The following is a 17,235-nucleotide window of genomic DNA, read 5'->3' as shown; positions in this document are numbered from 1 at the left end:
CATACCGGCGCCGGCGACGGGCGCCGGCTTCAGGACCTCATTCTTCCTCGCTCAGCGGGGTTCCCGCATCGCGCTCCCGCGCGCGCGCGGCCTCCGGCGATGCATCGGCCTCGAACAGTCTTGCCAGGTCCGCAAGCGCCTCGCGCGTGGTCTGCACCAGCTTGGTTTCGTCGTCGTAGACCAGGTATTGCGCCTTGATCAGCTCCGCGTCCTGACGCCGGAAACGTTCCACCTGGTCGGTTGCCTCCTGCGCGCTCAGACCCAATGCCTCCAGCGCCTTGCGCGTCATCTTCAGGCTCGAATACAACGTCTCGCGCACCGGCTCGTCGATGCCCAGATCCATCAGGCGCCATACGTGCTGGCGATTGCGCGCACGCGCGACGATTTTCAGATGCGGGTATTGCCGGCGCACGACCCGCGCCACGCGCAGGCTCGATTCGGGATCGTCGCTGGCCAGCACGAACACCTCGGCCTTGTCCGCCTGCGCGGCACGCAGCAACTCCGGCCGCGCCGGATCGCCGTAGAAGATGTCGGTGACGTTGCCGAAACGCTGCACCAGGTCGAGCTGCTCGACCGAGTGATCCAGCGCCACGAACGGCACGCCTTGCGCGCGCAGCACGCGGGCGATGATCTGGCCCATGCGACCGTAGCCGGCGATGATCACCCGCGGCGCGTGCGTGTCGATGGTGTCGTAGGCGCGTGTCGGCTTTTTCGCCTTCGCGCCGAGCAGGTGCGCCAGCACGGCGACCAGCAACGGCGTCAGCGCCATCGACAGCGAGATCGCCAGCACCAGCTGGTTGTGTTGCGGGCCGCTGAGCAATTGCTGCTCCCGCGCCAGCTTCAACACCACGAACGCAAACTCGCCGCCGCAGGCAAGCAACACCGCCAGGCGCAGCGCCTCGGCGCGATCGAGCCCGCCGACCAGGCGACCCAGTGGCCAAAGCAGCATGCCCTTCAACAGCAGCAGCCCCATCACCAGGGCCAGCACGCGCAGCGGCTGGTGCAGCAGCAACGACAAATCCATCGTCATGCCGACGCTGATGAAGAACAGGCCGAGCAGCAGACCCTTGAACGGTTCGAGATGGGATTCCAGCTCGTGCCGGTATTCCGAATCGGCCAGCAGCACACCGGCGAGGAACGCCCCGAGCGTGGACGACACGCCGGCCAGTTCCATCAACCATGCCGTCCCCATCACCACCAACAGCGCGGTGGCGGTGGAAACCTCGACCGCATCCGCCTTCGCCACGAAACGGAACACCGGGCGCAACAGGTAGCGACCACCGACCACCACCGCGACGATCACGCCGATCGTGCGCAAGGTACCGGCCAGGTCCACGCCGTGCCTGGCCGAGGACGCCGCCAGCAGAGGCACCATCGCGATCAGCGGGATCGCCGCCAGGTCCTGGAACAACAGGATGGCAAACGCCTGGCGTCCATAGGCCGATCCCGCCTCCTTGCGTTCGGCGAGGATCTGCAGGCCGAAAGCGGTCGACGACAACGCCAGACTGCCACCGACGATCGTCGCCGCCTTGCCGGTGAGGCCGAACAGGAAATAAGCGACGAGCGCAATCACCACGCTGCTGGCCAGCACCTGCAGCAGGCCGGTGCCGAATACCGAACGGCGCATCACCCACAGCCGCTGCGGCGACAACTCCAGGCCGATCACGAACAGCATCAAGACAATGCCGAACTCGGAAATCGTGCTCACGCCCGCGGTGTCGCCGACCAGCCCCAGCAACTGCGGCCCGATCACCACCCCGGCCAGCAGGTAGCCCAGTACCGAGCCAAGCCGGAAGCGTTTGGTCAACGGCACCGCGATCACCGTGGCGAGCAGGAACACCAGCGCGGTCTGCAGGTAATGGTGGCTGTCCAAGCGCGAACGACTCCGGTCGGGGAGTCTCGATTATTCCACGCCACCGATCCACGTGCGGACGATGCGTTCGCGCAGGGAGCAGAAACGAACAGGCCCGCACATGGCGGGCCTGTTCTGCGACGTGGAACGTGGCTCGCTTAGTTCTTCGAGCCATCCTTCAAACCGCGGTTCTCCAGCATCGGCTCGATGCTCGGATCCTTGCCGCGCCAGTCCTTGTACATCTTCGCCAGCTCCTCGGTGTTGCCGCGCGACAGCACCATTGCGCGGAAGCGGTCGCCGTTCTCGCGGGTCATGCCGCCATGCTCCTTGAAGCCGATGAAGGCGTCGTCGGCCAGCATCTCGGTCCACAGATAGGCGTAGTAGCCGGCCGCGTAGCCGTTGCCCCAGATGTGCTGGAAGTAGCTCGAACGGTAGCGCGGCGGCACGTAGCTGAGGTCGATGTGATCCTTCTTCAGCGCGGCCGCCTCGAACTGGTCGGCGTCCTGCAGCGGTGCGTCGGCACCGAGCATGTGCCAGTTCATGTCGAGCAACGCGGCGGCCACCAACTCGGTCATGTTGTAGCCGGAGTTGAACTTGCCGGCCTTCTTCATCTTGTCGACCAGAGCCTGCGGCATCGGCGCGCCGGTCTTGTAGTTCTTCGCGTAGTTGGCGAACACCTTCGGGTTGGTTGCCCAATGCTCGTTGAACTGCGACGGGAACTCGACGAAGTCACGCGCGGTGCTGGTGCCGGACAGGGTCGGATACTGCGAGTCGGCGAACATGCCGTGCAGGGCATGACCGAACTCGTGGAACATCGTGGTCACGTCGTCGAACGACAGCAGCGCCGGCTGGCCCGCCGCCGGCTTGGCGAAGTTGGCGACGTTGTAGATCACCGGCTTGGTGCCGAGCAGCTTGGACTGGTCGACCAGGTTGCTCATCCAGGCGCCGCCGCCCTTGTTGTCGCGCTTGAAATAATCGCAATAGAACAGCGCCATCGAGGTGCCGTCCTTGTCGAACACTTCGAACACGCGCACGTCCGGCTGGTACACCGGGATGTCGTGGCGCTCCTTGAAGGTCAGCCCGTACAGCTGATTGGCGGCGTAGAACACGCCGTTCTGCAGCACGTTGTCCAGTTCGAAATACGGCTTGATCTGGTTCTCGTCGAGATCGTACTTGGCCTTGCGCACCTGCTCGGCGTAGTAGTTCCAGTCCCACGGCTCCAGCTTGAAGCTGGGCTGCTTGAGCGCTTTCTGGTCCTTGTCGATCTGCGCCTGAATGTCGCCCGCTTCGCGCTTCGCGCGCGCCACCGCAGCCGGGGCCAGCTTGTCCATGAAGGCCATCGCCGTTTCCGGCGTCTTCGCCATCTGGTCGTCCAGCTTCCATGCCGCGTAGTTCGGATAGCCGAGCAGCTTGGCCTGCTCCGCGCGGATCTGCGCGATGCGCTCGATGGTCTTGCGGGTGTCGTTCGCGTCGCCATGTTCGGCACGGTTCCACGAGGCCTCGAACAGCGCCTTGCGGGTGTCGCGGTTGTCCAGGTCCTGCAGCTCGGGCTGCTGGGTGGTGTTCTGCAGGGTCAGCACGTACTTGCCGTCGAGCTTGCGATCCTTGGCGGCCTGCGCCGCGGCGGCAATCTCGGCATCGGACAAGCCGGCCAGCTTGGCCTTGTCGTCGATGACCACGGCAGCGTCCTTGGTCGCGGCCAGCAACTTGTTGGTGAATGCCGCGCTCAGCGTCGACTCTTCCTTGTTGAGGTCTTTCAGCTTCGCCTTGTCGGCATCGGACAGCTTGGCGCCGGCATGCACGAAGTTCCTGTAGACCACCTCGACCAGGCGCTTCGATTCCGGATCGAGCTTGAGCGTGTCGCGCTGGTTGTAGATCGTCTCGACGCGCTTGAACAGCTTGCCGTCGAGATAGATCGCATCCTCGTGTGCGGCCAGCTTCGGCGCCACGGTTTCCTGCACCTTCTGCAGCGTGTCGTCCGTGTTGGCACCGGTGACGGCGCCGAAGGCGGCCATCACGCGATGCAGCATCGCGCCGGATTTCTCCATGGCGACGAACGTATTTTCGAAGGTCGGCGCATCCGGGTTGTTCGCGATCTTCTGGATCTCGGCCAGGTGCTGCTTCATGCCTTCGTCGAACGCCGGCGCGTAGTCGGCATCGGTGATCTTGTCGAACGGCGTGGTCTGGAACGGCAACGTGCTGGCCGCGTAGAACGGGTTGCTGGCGATGTCGGCAACGGCGGCAGTGCTGCCGGCGGTCGCCGGCGCCACCGAGGTGGTCGGCGCGGGAGTCTTTTCGGCGTTGTTCGGCTGCTGCGAGCAGGCGGCCAGGCCTATCGTGGTGGCTATCACAATCATGCGGAGACGAAACATCTGATTTCCCCAAGTGGTGCGCCCGTTGCCGGACACGGAAAGTCGAACCGCCGACTCTACCGACACCGGCGCCACTTTCCAAACACGCGCACCCGGCCTGGGGAATGCGGCTCAGGCCGCGCGCAGGTCGCGCAACTGCCACGCCGATCCGATCAGCAGGTATAGCCGGTGGCGCACCACGCTCATCGGCAGTTCCGTAAGCAGGTCGACCTCGGTATGCAGGTCGACGACCCTTGCGATTACCTGCGCCGCCGCATCGGTGGCACCCAGGCTCGAATCGACCGCGTCCGGATCCGGCTGCGCGGCGCGCCAGCGCTGGAACAGGTCGTCCTGACGCAACGCCTGCTGCAGGGCCGCGGCGAAGTCATCGGGGCCGGCGCCGTCAAAAGCAAAGCGTGGATCGTCGCCGCTGGCATGAGCCAGGTCGGCAATCGACAGGTAGTAATGGTTGCGGGCCATGTTGCCTCCGGCGCTGGGGTAGAGTTCCATTCAAGCACGCCGGATGTGAAGCTCAATCCACGGCCGCCGCCAGATGGCTCGCCGCGGCGGCCGGCGCCAGTCCGTACGGCAACACGCCCAGACACGGCGCCGGCAACAGGTCGCGCAGCGTGGCCAGGTTCTCTTCCACCGCATCCATGGATGGGTCGACGCGGTTGCCAATCCAGCCGAGCAGATCGCAGCCATCGGCCACGATCGCCCGCGCGCTGAGCAACGCGTGGTTGAGGCAACCCAGGCGCAAGCCAACCACCAGGATCACCGGCAATTGCCACTGCTTGGCGATATCCGCCGCGAACAAGCCCGGTGCCAGCGGCACCAGCCAACCGCCGACGCCCTCGACTACCACGCGCTGGTGTCCGGCGCGCAACTGCTCGAATGCAGCACGCATCGGCGCGAGCGAGACCCGCACGCCGTCATGCGCGGCGGCGAGGTGCGGCGACAACGGATCGCGCAACGCCACCGGATTGACCAGCGCATACGCCGGCGGCGCGCTGCTGGCCGCCTGCAAGGCCAGCGCATCGTCATTGCGCAGGCCGTCGACGGTTTCCACGCAACCGCTGGCGACCGGCTTCATGCCGCAGGCGCTATAGCCCGCCGCGCGCAATGCATGCAACAACGTGCACGCGGCATGCGTCTTTCCGATGCCGGTATCGGTTCCGGCGATGAACACGGCGCGGGTGGGATCGGACATTCGAATACAGTTCCTGAAGATTCGGCAGAGAAGCCCGGCGCATAATAGGCGTTTTACGCACGGACCCATTGCCATGTTCGAACTTGCGTCGCACACCTACGCCAGCAAACGCGAGCACTACGAGGACTTGCTGCAGCACGCGCGCGGCCTGCTCGCCGGCGAGCGCGACCTGATCGCAAACGCGGCGAACTTCGGCGCGTTGATCTATCACAGCCTGCCGCAACTTAACTGGGCCGGCTTCTACCTGTACGACGGCACCGAACTGGTGGTCGGCCCGTTCCAGGGCAAGCCGGCGTGCATCCGCATCGCCCTTGGCCGCGGCGTCTGCGGCACCGCGGCGCAGACCCGCCAGACCCAGCTGGTGCGCGACGTCAACGCGTTCGATGGCCATATCGCCTGCGATGCCGCCTCGCAATCGGAAATCGTGGTCCCGCTGGTCAAGTCCGACGGCAGCCTGCTCGGCGTGTGGGATGTCGACAGCCCGGTCACCGACCGCTTCGATGAAGAAGACCGCGCCGGCATGCAGGCGCTGTGCGCCGTGTTCATGGACGCCGTGCACAGCTGACCCGACCTGATTTGATTTTGTAGGAGCGACTTCAGTCGCGATGCTTCTGCTGGTGGATACAAGGCATCGCGACTGAAGTCGCTCCTACAGAAGCCGTCAGCGTTCGCGCGACTGATGCAGCAGGTTCACTACCGCTTGCCGAGCTTCCTCGACGCCGGTACCGGCGGAAGACGAGAAAATCTGAGCGGTGGCATGCAGCCCTTCGGCGGCAAACTGTTTGCGCAGCGCCGCAAGCGCCTGCGTGGCCTGGCCGCGCGACAGCTTGTCGGCCTTGGTCAGCAACACATGGCATGGCAGCTGGGTGGCGAAGCAGAACTCCAGCATCATCCGGTCGAACTCTTTCAACGGATGGCGGATATCGACGATCAGGACCAGTCCGCGCAGGCTGCGGCGCTGGTGCAGGTAGGCGTCGATCTCCAGCTTCCAGTGTTCGCGCATCTCCAGCGGCACCTTGGCGTAGCCGTAGCCCGGCAGGTCGATCAGCCGCAGATCGGCGGCGGACTGGCCCTCGACCGAAGTCGGCGCTCGCTCCTGCGCGTCCTGCGCCCGCGACACTGGCACATCCCTGTACGGCGGCAGGCTGAAGGCAACCATCTGCTGGGTACGGCCCGGGGTCTTGGAGGTACGCGCCAGCCCCTTGTGGTTGGTCAATGCATTCAGCGCGCTGGACTTGCCGGCGTTGGAGCGGCCGGCAAACGCCACCTCGGCGCCCTGATCGGCGGGAAGCTGGCTGATGCGATGGGCGGCCAGCATGAACTGCGCGCCTTGTAGCGGATTCGACATGGTTTGACCAAGCTGGGGTGGCACAGGGATAATTCTGCGGTTTCTGCCTGTTGCGGGCCGTGTGGCTGCAATCGTCCTGGCAGTGTTTGCAAGTCTCTCGGGAGTCAAGTGTATGAGTTTTCGGTCCGCTGGTTTTCGGCCCACTGTTCTCGGGGCCGCCGTTGCCCTCGTGTTTGCACTGTCTGCCAGTGCGCTGATGGCCCAGGATGCCAAGCCGAAGACCGACGCACCTGCCGCTGCTGCGACGGCGCCGGCCAGTGCCGCTACGGCTGCACCGGCGGCCGCCACGGTTGCAGTCGCCGTCAAGCCGGGTGATGCCACCGCCGGCCAGGCCAAGGCCGCTGTCTGCGGCGCCTGCCATGGCATGGACGGCAACTCCAGCGACGCGCAATACCCGAAACTGGCCGGCCAGAGCGAGCAGTACATCGTTCGCCAGTTGACCAATTTCAAATCCGGCAAGCGGCAGAACCCGATCATGATGGGCATGGCCACGCCGCTGTCCGAGCAGGACATGCACGACGTCGGCGCCTACTTCGCCAGCAAGACGCCGCTGCCGGGCGTGGCCGACCAGGCCTTGGTCGAGCACGGCCAGACACTGTTCCGCCAGGGTGACGCCAAGCGCGACATTCCCGCCTGCATGGCCTGCCACAGCATCGACGGCCGCGGCAATCCGGGCGCGATGTACCCGCAGCTGACCAGCCAGCATGCGCAGTACATCGAAGCCACGCTGAAGTCCTGGCATGACGGCACCACCTGGGGCGACGACGCGCATTCGCAAATCATGCCGGCGATCGCCAAGAAGCTGGATGCCGACGACATCGCCGCGCTGGCCAGCTACATCGAAGGCCTGCACAGTGCCGACAGCCAGCCGGCAACCGCCACGCCCTGATCGGTCTCCAGCGCCGGCCCTCGGGTCGGCGCTGTCGGTTTCGGCGTCATCCGGTCCACGTGTCATCTTTCCGAGGTCTGCCATGTTGAAGCGTCTGCCGTTCCTGTGTGCCGCCCTGCTCGCGCTTGCCGCCTGCAGCCATGACAACAACGGCAACTCCAATGCGGCCCCGCCAGCGGCGGCGACGTCGGCCAGCAGCAACGTTCCGGCCGCGCCCGCAAACAGCGCCAGCACTACGGCACCGGCCGCAGCCAGCACGGCCGCCGCGACCGGCACCGACGCCAGCGCGACTGCGCCAGCGACAGCCGAATCGGCACCGGCGACGCCGTTCGTCGACAACGGCAAGTGGGTCGAAGGCAAGAACTATTTCCTGATCGAACCGGCGCAACCGACCAGTCACCCCGGCAAGATCGAAGTGACCGAGGTGTTCTCCTACGCTTGCCCGGCCTGCAACGCCTTCCACTCCACGGTCGACCAGATCGCCAGGAGCCTGCCGCCCGACGCGGTGATGAACTACCTGGCCGCGTCGTTCCGTCCTGACGAGAACTGGCCGGTGTACCAGCGCGCGTTCTACGCGGCGCAGGCGCTGGGCGTCGTCGGAAAGACGCATGACGCGTTGTTCGATGCGACCTGGAAAACCGGCGAGACCGCCACCTACAATCTCGATACCGGCAAGCCGAAGCCCAAGGCGGCCTGGCCCACGATCGAGGACCTGGCGAAGTTCTACGCGAAGTACGGCGTCGACCCGAAGGAGTTTGTCGGCATCGCCAACTCGTTCACCGTCAACACCAAGATGAAGCGCGCCGACGACCTGATGAAGGCCTACGGCGTCGACAGCACGCCGACCATGATCGTCAACGGCAAGTACCGCTTCACCACGGCTTCCGCCGGCGGTTACGCGCAATCGGTCGAACTGACCCAGTGGCTGGTGGCCAAGGAAGCGGCCGGCAAGTGAAATCCCCCAGCCGGCCGGATTGACACCACCGCGGCCACCGCCGCCCACGCGACAGAGAAAGCCCATGTTCAAGCGAATGACCCGATTGCGCGTCGCGGCCCTGGTCGGCGGACTGCTGCTGACCAGCGCGTGCACCGCACAGTCCGGCACGCCGCCGCCGTACACCGAGGGCAGCGAATACGTGACCTTGCCCGGCCCTCACCAGCGCTACAGCAGCGAGGGCAAGGTGGAAGTGGTCGAGGTGTTTTCCTACGACTGCATCCATTGCGCGCATTTCGCGCCGATGGCCGAAAAGCTGCGCAAGGAGCTGCCGGCCGGCGTGGTATTCAAGCTGGTGCCGGCCGCGTTCAACAGTTCGTGGATACCGTTTGCACGGGCCTATTACGCGGCCAAGCAGCTCGGTGTGGTCGACCGCACCCACCTGCAACTGTTTGTCGCCAAGTTCGCCCAGCACTATCCGATCAATTCGATGGATGAACTGGCCGACTTCTATGCCCGCGAAGGCGTCGACCGCGCGAAGTTCATGCGCATCGCCACTTCCGATGAGGTCACCGCCAAGCTCAAGAGCGACTTTGCGCTTGTCAGCAAATGGCAGGTGGACGGCACGCCGTCCATCGTGGTCGACGGCAAATACCGCATCACCAACGTCAAGACGCAGGACGAGTTGGCGGCGGTAGCGCTGTGGCTGGCCAAACGCGAGCTGAGCAACCACAAATAAACCGGCCGGTCATCCCGCGGCTGGCGGGATGTTCACGTCCGGCGGATCATGCTGTGCATCTGTATCCGCTGCCGAATCCGCGTCGATGACCGTCTGTAATCCTTTCCCGTGTACTGTGTTGCGATGAGCCGCGCCGCCACACCACAAGCCGTTCCCGCCGAGCGCCATCTGCGCCTGCTCAGCTGCAACATCCTGGCCGGCGCCAGCGTCGCTCGATACAGCGAGTACTTCACCCGCAGCATCAACGCGGTGTTGCCGGGACGCAGCAAGATGGACAACCTCGACCGGCTGGCCGAGGTACTGCCGCAGTTCGACGTGATCGGCCTGCAGGAGGCCGATGCCGGCAGCCTGCGCTCGGGCTTTCTCAACCAGACCCGCTACCTTGCCGAAACCGCCGGCATGCCGTTCTGGAGCCATCAGCCGAACCGTGCAATGGCGCGGCTGGCACATTCCGCCAACGGCCTGATCAGCCGGCTGGAGCCGCATTCGGTCATGGATTACCCACTGCCGAGCCGAATTCCCGGACGCGGCGCCCTGCTTGCGCAATTCGGCGAAGGCGACAACGCGCTCGCGGTGATGATCGCGCACCTGTCGCTCAGCGCCCCGGCGCGTGCGCGCCAGCTTGGCTTCATTGCCGAACTGCTGCAGGATTTTCCGCATGCGGTGCTGATGGGCGATCTCAACACCGAGCCCGACAGCCTGGAGATGCTCCACCTGTTCGCCAAGTGCAGCCTGCAGCCGCCGGCGCAATCCATGCCGACCTTTCCCAGTTGGAAGCCGCGCCGGGCGCTGGATCACATCCTGACCTCGCCGGCGATCCAGCTGGACAAGATGTGGGCGCTGCCGCAGGCGTTCTCCGACCACCTGCCGCTGGCGGCGGAGATCCGGCTGCCGGCACACGTCGGCGGCGAGCCGTCGCGCGGTGTACCGGGATGACGTCGAAACGATGGCGCCTGGCGTGGCCCTGGCTGTTGCTGCTGGCCGTGGCGCTGGCGGCGGCATGGCTGCGCTACGGCCTGATCGAATCCAGCGCGATCGGGCAACAGTGCGGCGGCGGCCAAGCCCCCTGGTGGTGCGATTGGCGCCAGGCACTGGTGCTGGGCTTCCTGCACAACGTCTACGGCATCGCGGCGCTGGTCGCGACCGCGCTGGCCCTGCTGTGGAAACGCACGTGGGTGGCCTGGCTGGCGGCAGCGCTCGGCGTCTTCGCGCTGGAACTGTACTGCGTCGAAGCCGGCGCGCTCGCGCTGCTGTTGGGCAGCCTGCGCCTGCTACGCGTGCAGGCGACGCGCGTCGCGCCAATCGAACATGACCGGCAACGCAAGCAGCAGATTCAGCCCCAACCATAGCCAGACGACCGGCGTGAGGCCGGCCTCCTGCACCACCACGGTCGCCGCCAGCACGGGCAACCATGCGGCGAGGAAACGCTCCTCCAGCAAGGGCATCGCCACCGCGCGCCGATCGGACAACCAGCCGACCAGTGCATGGCCGACACATGGCAGCATGAACAGGCCCAGCGGGAAATCCCGATAGCGGCCGTCGAAGACCAGCAGCAGCCCGTAAAACGCCAGGCCGAACAACCAGGCCGACCGCCACCAGCCAGCCGACGCGGCCAGCGGTGCACTCGTGCCGAGCCGCAGCGCGATCCAGCGTGCCAGCCGCAGTGCCGTGAACAAGGCCAGCACACAGGCGGCGAACGAAACCGTCCACTCCCAGCCGCCACGACAGGCGAACAGCATCTGCCGGAATTGCCAGGCCAGTGCGCAGCCACTGGCGATCCCGGCCAGCCCCAACGTGGCCCAGCCGCGCCAGCCATGCCAGCGCCGCCGCCACGCCCCGGCCAGCGCGAACAAGCCGGCGCCGAGCGCACCGGCGAGCCAGCCCGCCCACCAGCGCGGTGACTCGGTCACCGGTCCCTGCATCGGAAACTTCGGCCGCGCCTGCGCATCGAAAATGCCCCAGTAGCCGCCGGCGGTGCCCTCCTGCGCGCGTTTCCACGGCTGGTCGAACGCCTCGATCACGTTGTACGGCATGTGCACCGTGGCCGCGTATCGCAGGAACTCGCGCAGATAGCGCGCCTCGTTCACCACGCTGGCGCTGGCGGCGTGACGCGGCCGCCCGGCGCTCGGCCAGCCGGTCTCGCCGATCATCACGCGCCGGCCGGGAAACGCCTGCTGCACCTTCGCGTAGACGGCGGCGACGTGCTGCACCGCGCGCTGCGGCGATACCGGCCTGTCCTCCCAATACGGCAGGATATGGATCGTCAGGAAGTCCACCGACCGCGCCAGCTCGGGATGGCGCAGCCAGAATTCCCATACATCGGCATAGCTCACCGGCACGGTGACCGCGGCGCGCACCTCGCGCAGATAGACGGCCAATTGCGGTGCCGACAGCTCACCGCGCAACAGCACCTCGTTGCCGACGATCACCCCACGCAGCACCTGCGGATACGCGTTTGCGGTGGCGATGCCGAGGCGCACCTGCTGTGCGTTGGCCTCCGCATCGCCGCCCAGCCAGATCCCCAGCAGGACCTTCATGCCGTACCGCCCGGCAATCCGCGGCACCGCACTCAGGCCCTGCCCCTGCGAATAGGTGCGCACGCAGTCGAAGCGCTGCGACAACGCGCGCAGGTCCGCGTCGATGCGTTCGGGGCTGATGAAGGCCTTCGGATCCAGTGGCGTTTCGCCGACCTCGCGGAACGGCGCGTACGAGACGCAGGCGATTCGCTCCGACGGCGCGTCCGGCAAAGCCACCGGCCGGCCGATTGCCCACCACCAGTACGCGCCGGCGATGGCCGCCGCCACCAGCACCAGCCACGCCAACCCGGTTCGGAAAAAAACAGGCGAAGGTGCTGACGACATGCCGATCCCGTGGATGCAGAAGCTGCGGACGAAGCGCATCAGCTTAGCAGGCAGATGCGCGCTCACCGATTCGCAACAAGCCCGTCCGGGCCATCCACTACACTGGCGACAGATTCACCGCAGGAGTGCTCATGTCTGTTTCCGTCCCACCGCGGCGTGCCGGGTTGGCCTGGCTGCTGGTCACCGGTTGGCTGCTGACCGCCACGATCGCACAGGCCGGCGAACCCGACGCCGCACAGCGCGCAACCTTCAAACAGGCCTACGCCGCCGCGCAACAAGGCGGCGACGGCTGGCGTCAGCTCGCTGCCGGACTGCACGATTACCCGCTGTATCCCTACCTGCCGGCGGCCGCGCTGGAACACGATATCCAGCAGGTCGACCGCGCCAGCGTGGAAGCCTACCTGCGTCAGTACGCCGGCTGGATTCCCGCCGCCGACCTGCGCAGCGCCTTCCTGCGGGAGCTGGCGCGCCGGCAGGACTGGAACGATTTTCTGGCGATGTATCAGCCCGGCCTCGGCGACACGCTGAGCTGCGATGCGCTGCAGGCGCGGCTGGCCCGTGGCGACAAGCTCGATTTCGACAAGGACCTGGCCGCGCTGTGGGCCAAGCCGAACCTGCCCTCGACGTGCGACCCCGTGCTGCAGGCCGCGCACGATCAGGGCCTGCTGGACACGGCGCGGGTGTGGAACCGGATCGACCGCGCCCTCGACGCCGGCCAGTCAGGTACCGTCGCCAGCCTGGCCGCCTGGCTGCCACTGGACGACAACGCCGCCGCGCTGCAGCTGGCGTTGGCCTTGCGCGATCCGGCGGCGGCGCTGGCGGCCGCGGCGCAGTGGGCCGATACCCCGCGCCATACCCAGGCGGTCACGCTGGCCCTGAGCCGACTGGCGCGACGCCAGTCCGACCGTGCCGACGCCGCATGGCAGCAACTGCAATCGCGCTTCAGCTTCAGCGAGCGGCAACGCAATCGGATCCTCTACGCGCTGGCGTTGTTCCACGCCACCGATTTCGACGACCACGCACTGGCCCGACTGATCGCACTGCCTGCGGCGGTACAGACCGACGCCTCGCGCGAATGGCGGGTGCGGGTGGCGCTGGCCCGGCAGAACTGGAGCGCGGTGCTGGCCGGCATCGACGCGATGCCGGCCAGCCAGCAGCAGGATGGCGAATGGCAATACTTCCGCGCCCGCGCCCTGGCCGCGCTGGGCCGCGGCGAGGAAGCGCAGCAGCTGTTCGACAGCCAGGCCAGCCAGGCCACGTTCTTCGGCTTCCTCGCCGCCGACAAGCTCGATCAGCCCTATGCGATCTGCCCGCTGACCCTGGCCGACGATCCGCAGCGCGAGCAGAGCCTGCTGGCCATGCCCGGCCTGCGGCGCGCGCTGGAGTTATATGCGGTCGACCTGCCGAAGCTGGCCCGTCGCGAGTGGACCCGGGCCTTGCAAAGCGCCGACGAAGCCACCGTGCGCGTCGCCGCCGACCTCGCCAACAAGCGCGGCTGGTACGACCGCGCGGTGTTCACCCTCAGCAGCGGTGACGCGCTGCGGCTGTACAAACTGCGCTTCCCGCTGGCCAGCCAGGACGGCCTGGTGCCGCAGGCCGAACAGGCCGGCGTCGACCCGGCCTGGGCCTACGGCATCCTGCGCGCCGAAAGTGCCTGGATGAGCGACGCCCACTCCGGCGCCGATGCCCGCGGCCTGATGCAGCTGGTGCCCGGCACCGGCGCGTTGGTGGCCAAACGCAATGGCCTGAACTGGGGAGGCGGCGACACGCTGTACGACCCGGCCATCAACATCGCGCTGGGCACGCGCTACCTCGCCCATCTGGCCGAGCGCTTCGATGGCTCACCGTGGCTGGCCAGCGCCGCCTACAACGCCGGCCCGAACCGGGTCGACCAGTGGCTCGCCGCACGCGGCACGCTCACGCCGGACCTGTTCGTCGCCACCATACCGTTCAAGGAAACCCGAGAGTACGTGGCCCGGGTGATGGCCTTCAGCGTGATCTACGACTGGCGCCTGCACGGCACCGCCGTGCCGCTGGCCACCCGCATGGGACCGATCGGACAGCCGCATGGAGGTCCGGATGCCGACACCTCGCGCCGTTCGATCACTTGCCCCGCCACCGACCCGGCCGTCGCCACCCACGCACCCGGCATCTCGCCCTGACCTCTGCTTCACCCAACCCTGCTTCACCCAAGGACTCATCCGCATGGCAGCACAGCAACTCGTCATCCTCGGCGGCACCGGTTTCCTCGGCAGCCACTTGCTGCCGCGACTGGTCGCCGACGGCCACCACATCGTGCTGCTCAGCCGCAACCGCGAACAGAAACGCGCGCTGGGCGTCCTGCCGAACGTGCACGTGCATACCGCCGACGTGCACGATCCGGCCAGCCTGCGGCGTGAACTCCGCGGCGCCGACGCGGTGATCAACCTGGTCGGCATCCTCAATCCGAAGCGCCAGCAGACCTTCCAGCACGTGCACGTCGAACTGCCCGACAAGCTGATCGAGGCCTGCCGCGCCACCGGCGTCGCCCGGCTGCACCAGATGAGCGCACTGAAGGCCGGCCAGGGCCTGTCGCAATACCTGAAATCGCGCGGCGAAATGGAGGAGCATGTACGCGAGTCGGCGCTGGACTGGACGCTGTACCAGCCCAGCGTGATGTTCGGCGAAGGCGATGGCCTGGTCAGCCGCTTCGCCAAACTGCTGCGCAGCATGCCGGTGCTGCCGCTGGCGCGTGCGAGCTCGCGGCTGGCGCCGACCTGGGTCGGCGACGTGGCCGAGGCCATCGCCCGCTGCGTGAACACGCCGGCGCTCGGCCGGCAACGCAGCTTCGAACTGTATGGCCCCGAAGTCCTCACGCTGGGCGAGATCGTGCGCAAGATCCGCGCCGCCAGCGGCCGGCACACGCCGATCATCGAACTGCCCGACAGCCTCGGCCGCCTGCAGGCACAGTTCGCCGAGCTGCTGCCCGGCAAGCCATTCTCGCTGGACAACTTCCGCTCGCTGCGCACCGACTCGGTCGGCAAGGTCGACGGTTATGCCGCGCTCGGCATCGTGCCGCAACCGTTCTCGCCATGGCTGCCGCGCCTGCTCGACGAATCGCCGCGGCAGCGCCGGCTGGCCGCGGCGCGTTCATTGCGACGCTGATGCCCTGTTCTCATCACAGACACGCCATTGAAAGCACCTATCGCCAAGCCAGGGGATTCGCCATGAAGCACGCCATCGCGTTGATCGCAGCGTTCCTCACCTGCGTGTTCGCCACCAGCACGCGCGCCGCCGACAACTACGTTGCCTACGCGCAACCGGTGATCGCCTTCACCCATGCAACCGTGGTCGACGGCAGCGGCGGCAAGCCGGCCCACGACCAGACCCTGGTCGTCGACAAGGGCCGCATCATCGCGCTCGGCGATGCACCGCGGACCAAGGTTCCTGCTGGCGCCACCGTGATCGATGCCCGCGGCAAGACCTTGCTGCCCGGCTTCGTGATGATGCACGAGCACCTGTTCTATCCGACCGGCAGCAACGCCTATACCGAGATGGTGGTGAGCTTCCCGCCGCTGTACCTGGCCGGCGGCACCACCAAAATGCGCACGGCCGGAACGATGATGCCGTACGCCGACCTCAACCTGCGCAAGGACATCGCCAGCGGCAAGCTGGTCGGCCCCGACATCGATGTCACCGGGCCGTACCTCAACGGACCCGGCCTGCCGATCGCCGGTGTGCATGTGCTGGCCGACGCCAACGATGCCGAGCGCACCGTCAACTACTGGGCCGACGAAGGGGTGACCTCGTACAAGGCCTACATCAACATCACCCGCGACGAACTCAGGCGCGTCATCGACGTGGCGCACAAGCGCGCGCGCAAGGTGACCGCGCACCTGTGCTCGGTGACCTACCGCGAAGCGGCCGACCTGGGCATCGACAACCTGGAGCACGGCTTCTTCGCCGCCTCGGATTTCGTCAAGGACAAGCAGCCGGACGTCTGCCCCGGCGCCGCGGTCAACCACTCGCTCGCCACGCTGGATCCGGCCTCGCCCGAACTGAAATCGCTGATCAGGCTGCTGGTCGACAAGCACGTCGCGCTGACCTCCACCCTGACCGTGTTCGAGACCTTCGTCGCCGGCCGCCCGAAGGCACCGCCGGCCGCACTCGATCTGCTGCTCCCCGAAGTGCGCGCTCAGTACGAGAAAACCTGGGCACGGATCCAGGCGACGCCCAACCCCGACCAGGCCGTGCTGTACCCGAAACTGGCCGGCCTCGAGAAACAGTTCGTCGACGCCGGCGGCGTTCTGCTGGCCGGCACCGACCCGACCGGCTACGGCGGCGTCATCCCCGGTTACTCGGCCAAGCGCGAGATCGAACTGCTGGTCGAAAACGGCTTCAGCTTCGAACAGGCGATCCGGATCGCCACCCTCAACGGCGCGACCTACCTCGGCCGCGACCGCAACATCGGCACGCTGGCGGTGGGCAAGCGCGCCGACATCGTGGTGATCGACGGCGATCCGCTGAAAGACCCCACCGCCATCGAAAACATGCCGCTGGTCTTCAAGAACGGCATCGGCTACGACACCGCGAAGATCTTTGCCGCGATGAAAGGCACCGTGGGCCTGCACTGAGCGGCAGGGCAGGAAGGACTCGATCACCCCCGAACCGATACTCTCGACTCTCCGGAGCGCGGCGCGGCGACGCCGCAGGGCTCGCGGCCCAAAAGGGAGCCGCTCATCCAGAATGCCACGCCACGAAATCGCGGCGCCGCGACGCCTGCCTCCGGGACGATCTTCCGTATCGCCATTTACATGAACGACACGGGATTTTGCAGGCCCGCCGAGGACGCCCTACACACTCCCGTCACGCCGCCACGTGCCCACTACGGGCGAGGGCTTCAGTATTTCTCGCGAAATGATGCGGCAATGGCAGCACGTCAGACCCGGCTGCCTCTGAAGTTCCCACCCCCATACAAGGCGCTCGTGGCCGCACTACCGGCTGCATGCATCGTGGCCACCGGTTGGCCATCGAGCACCTCAGCACCGTCTGCGCGGGCTCACCCGCCGTGG

General features: G+C 66.8%; 15 protein-coding genes. 9 read left to right on the top strand and 6 right to left on the bottom strand.

Going from position 1 to position 17,235, the window contains the following annotated elements:
- Window positions 1–37 precede the first annotated feature (37 nt).
- The 4 genes from CIW53_RS01130 to bioD all read right to left on the bottom strand — a co-directional run bounded on the left by CIW53_RS01130 (window position 38) and on the right by bioD (window position 5,413).
- Window positions 38–1,873: a monovalent cation:proton antiporter-2 (CPA2) family protein gene (locus tag CIW53_RS01130; protein ID WP_149362866.1), complete on the bottom strand. Its 1,836-nt coding sequence runs from the start codon at window positions 1,871–1,873 to the stop codon at window positions 38–40.
- A gap of 137 nt (window positions 1,874–2,010) precedes the next feature.
- Entirely contained in the window at window positions 2,011–4,224 is a 2,214-nt protein-coding gene (gene dcp, locus CIW53_RS01125; protein WP_149362865.1) for a peptidyl-dipeptidase Dcp, read from the bottom strand.
- Between the two features lie 111 nt (window positions 4,225–4,335).
- Window positions 4,336–4,683, bottom strand: a complete 348-nt coding sequence (locus CIW53_RS01120) for a hypothetical protein (protein ID WP_149362864.1) — start codon at window positions 4,681–4,683, stop codon at window positions 4,336–4,338.
- 52 nt (window positions 4,684–4,735) lie between these two features.
- Window positions 4,736–5,413, bottom strand: coding sequence for a dethiobiotin synthase (gene bioD / locus CIW53_RS01115; protein ID WP_149362863.1), 678 nt, complete (start codon window positions 5,411–5,413; stop codon window positions 4,736–4,738).
- A gap of 73 nt (window positions 5,414–5,486) precedes the next feature.
- Between bioD and CIW53_RS01110 the strand changes: the two genes are divergently transcribed.
- Entirely contained in the window at window positions 5,487–5,978 is a 492-nt protein-coding gene (locus tag CIW53_RS01110) for a GAF domain-containing protein (RefSeq protein WP_149362862.1), read from the top strand.
- 96 nt (window positions 5,979–6,074) lie between these two features.
- Here the strand turns inward: CIW53_RS01110 and yihA are convergent, their stop codons facing one another.
- Window positions 6,075–6,761, bottom strand: coding sequence for a ribosome biogenesis GTP-binding protein YihA/YsxC (yihA, locus tag CIW53_RS01105; RefSeq protein ID WP_149362861.1), 687 nt, complete (start codon window positions 6,759–6,761; stop codon window positions 6,075–6,077).
- Between the two features lie 112 nt (window positions 6,762–6,873).
- Between yihA and CIW53_RS01100 the strand changes: the two genes are divergently transcribed.
- The 5 genes from CIW53_RS01100 (at window position 6,874) to CIW53_RS01080 (ending at window position 10,672) form a co-directional block, all read left to right on the top strand.
- On the top strand, window positions 6,874–7,650 hold the full coding sequence (locus tag CIW53_RS01100; protein WP_149362860.1) for a c-type cytochrome: 777 nt from the start codon (window positions 6,874–6,876) through the stop codon (window positions 7,648–7,650).
- Between the two features lie 82 nt (window positions 7,651–7,732).
- Complete coding sequence (locus CIW53_RS01095; protein WP_149362859.1) at window positions 7,733–8,605, top strand: thiol:disulfide interchange protein DsbA/DsbL; 873 nt, start codon at window positions 7,733–7,735, stop codon at window positions 8,603–8,605.
- A gap of 64 nt (window positions 8,606–8,669) precedes the next feature.
- On the top strand, window positions 8,670–9,323 hold the full coding sequence (locus CIW53_RS01090; RefSeq protein WP_149362858.1) for a thiol:disulfide interchange protein DsbA/DsbL: 654 nt from the start codon (window positions 8,670–8,672) through the stop codon (window positions 9,321–9,323).
- Window positions 9,324–9,446: 123 nt separating this feature from the next.
- On the top strand, window positions 9,447–10,259 hold the full coding sequence (locus CIW53_RS01085; protein ID WP_149362857.1) for an endonuclease/exonuclease/phosphatase family protein: 813 nt from the start codon (window positions 9,447–9,449) through the stop codon (window positions 10,257–10,259).
- On the top strand, window positions 10,256–10,672 hold the full coding sequence (locus CIW53_RS01080; RefSeq protein WP_149362856.1) for a hypothetical protein: 417 nt from the start codon (window positions 10,256–10,258) through the stop codon (window positions 10,670–10,672). The genes CIW53_RS01085 and CIW53_RS01080 overlap by 4 nt, the downstream gene beginning before the upstream one ends.
- Here CIW53_RS01080 and CIW53_RS01075 read toward each other — a convergent pair.
- Complete coding sequence (locus CIW53_RS01075; RefSeq protein WP_149362855.1) at window positions 10,595–12,184, bottom strand: glycoside hydrolase family 17; 1,590 nt, start codon at window positions 12,182–12,184, stop codon at window positions 10,595–10,597. The genes CIW53_RS01080 and CIW53_RS01075 overlap by 78 nt on opposite strands.
- A 131-nt stretch (window positions 12,185–12,315) precedes the next feature.
- Here CIW53_RS01075 and CIW53_RS01070 point away from each other — a divergent pair, with 131 nt between their 5' ends.
- The 3 genes from CIW53_RS01070 to CIW53_RS01060 all read left to right on the top strand — a co-directional run bounded on the left by CIW53_RS01070 (window position 12,316) and on the right by CIW53_RS01060 (window position 16,797).
- The gene (locus CIW53_RS01070; protein ID WP_149362854.1) at window positions 12,316–14,346 is read left to right on the top strand and encodes a transglycosylase SLT domain-containing protein; all 2,031 of its coding nucleotides are present in this window, start codon (window positions 12,316–12,318) and stop codon (window positions 14,344–14,346) included.
- A gap of 43 nt (window positions 14,347–14,389) precedes the next feature.
- Window positions 14,390–15,328 (top strand): complex I NDUFA9 subunit family protein, encoded by a 939-nt coding sequence (locus CIW53_RS01065; RefSeq protein WP_149362853.1) that lies wholly within the window; start codon window positions 14,390–14,392, stop codon window positions 15,326–15,328.
- A 62-nt stretch (window positions 15,329–15,390) separates the two neighbouring features.
- Entirely contained in the window at window positions 15,391–16,797 is a 1,407-nt protein-coding gene (locus CIW53_RS01060) for an amidohydrolase family protein (RefSeq protein WP_149362852.1), read from the top strand.
- Window positions 16,798–17,235: the final 438 nt, after the last annotated feature.

Origin of the sequence: Rhodanobacter sp. T12-5 (genome assembly GCF_008329435.1) — a bacterium.
GTDB lineage: Bacteria > Pseudomonadota > Gammaproteobacteria > Xanthomonadales > Rhodanobacteraceae > Rhodanobacter.
The sequence above is the reverse complement of the archived record's forward strand: the minus strand, read 5'-3'. Positions and strand labels throughout refer to the sequence as shown.

What these genes read in the sequence shown, in the direction of transcription:
- bioD (WP_149362863.1), bottom strand. Translation starts at nt 5,413, where the DNA reads ATGTCCGATCCCACCCGCGCCGTGTTCATCGCCGGAACCGATACCGGC.
- dcp (WP_149362865.1), bottom strand. Translation starts at nt 4,224, where the DNA reads ATGTTTCGTCTCCGCATGATTGTGATAGCCACCACGATAGGCCTGGCC.
- CIW53_RS01085 (WP_149362857.1), top strand. Translation starts at nt 9,447, where the DNA reads ATGAGCCGCGCCGCCACACCACAAGCCGTTCCCGCCGAGCGCCATCTG.
- CIW53_RS01065 (WP_149362853.1), top strand. Translation starts at nt 14,390, where the DNA reads ATGGCAGCACAGCAACTCGTCATCCTCGGCGGCACCGGTTTCCTCGGC.
- CIW53_RS01070 (WP_149362854.1), top strand. Translation starts at nt 12,316, where the DNA reads ATGTCTGTTTCCGTCCCACCGCGGCGTGCCGGGTTGGCCTGGCTGCTG.
- CIW53_RS01095 (WP_149362859.1), top strand. Translation starts at nt 7,733, where the DNA reads ATGTTGAAGCGTCTGCCGTTCCTGTGTGCCGCCCTGCTCGCGCTTGCC.
- CIW53_RS01090 (WP_149362858.1), top strand. Translation starts at nt 8,670, where the DNA reads ATGTTCAAGCGAATGACCCGATTGCGCGTCGCGGCCCTGGTCGGCGGA.
- CIW53_RS01120 (WP_149362864.1), bottom strand. Translation starts at nt 4,683, where the DNA reads ATGGCCCGCAACCATTACTACCTGTCGATTGCCGACCTGGCTCATGCC.
- CIW53_RS01060 (WP_149362852.1), top strand. Translation starts at nt 15,391, where the DNA reads ATGAAGCACGCCATCGCGTTGATCGCAGCGTTCCTCACCTGCGTGTTC.
- CIW53_RS01075 (WP_149362855.1), bottom strand. Translation starts at nt 12,184, where the DNA reads ATGTCGTCAGCACCTTCGCCTGTTTTTTTCCGAACCGGGTTGGCGTGG.
- CIW53_RS01100 (WP_149362860.1), top strand. Translation starts at nt 6,874, where the DNA reads ATGAGTTTTCGGTCCGCTGGTTTTCGGCCCACTGTTCTCGGGGCCGCC.
- CIW53_RS01110 (WP_149362862.1), top strand. Translation starts at nt 5,487, where the DNA reads ATGTTCGAACTTGCGTCGCACACCTACGCCAGCAAACGCGAGCACTAC.
- yihA (WP_149362861.1), bottom strand. Translation starts at nt 6,761, where the DNA reads ATGTCGAATCCGCTACAAGGCGCGCAGTTCATGCTGGCCGCCCATCGC.
- CIW53_RS01080 (WP_149362856.1), top strand. Translation starts at nt 10,256, where the DNA reads ATGACGTCGAAACGATGGCGCCTGGCGTGGCCCTGGCTGTTGCTGCTG.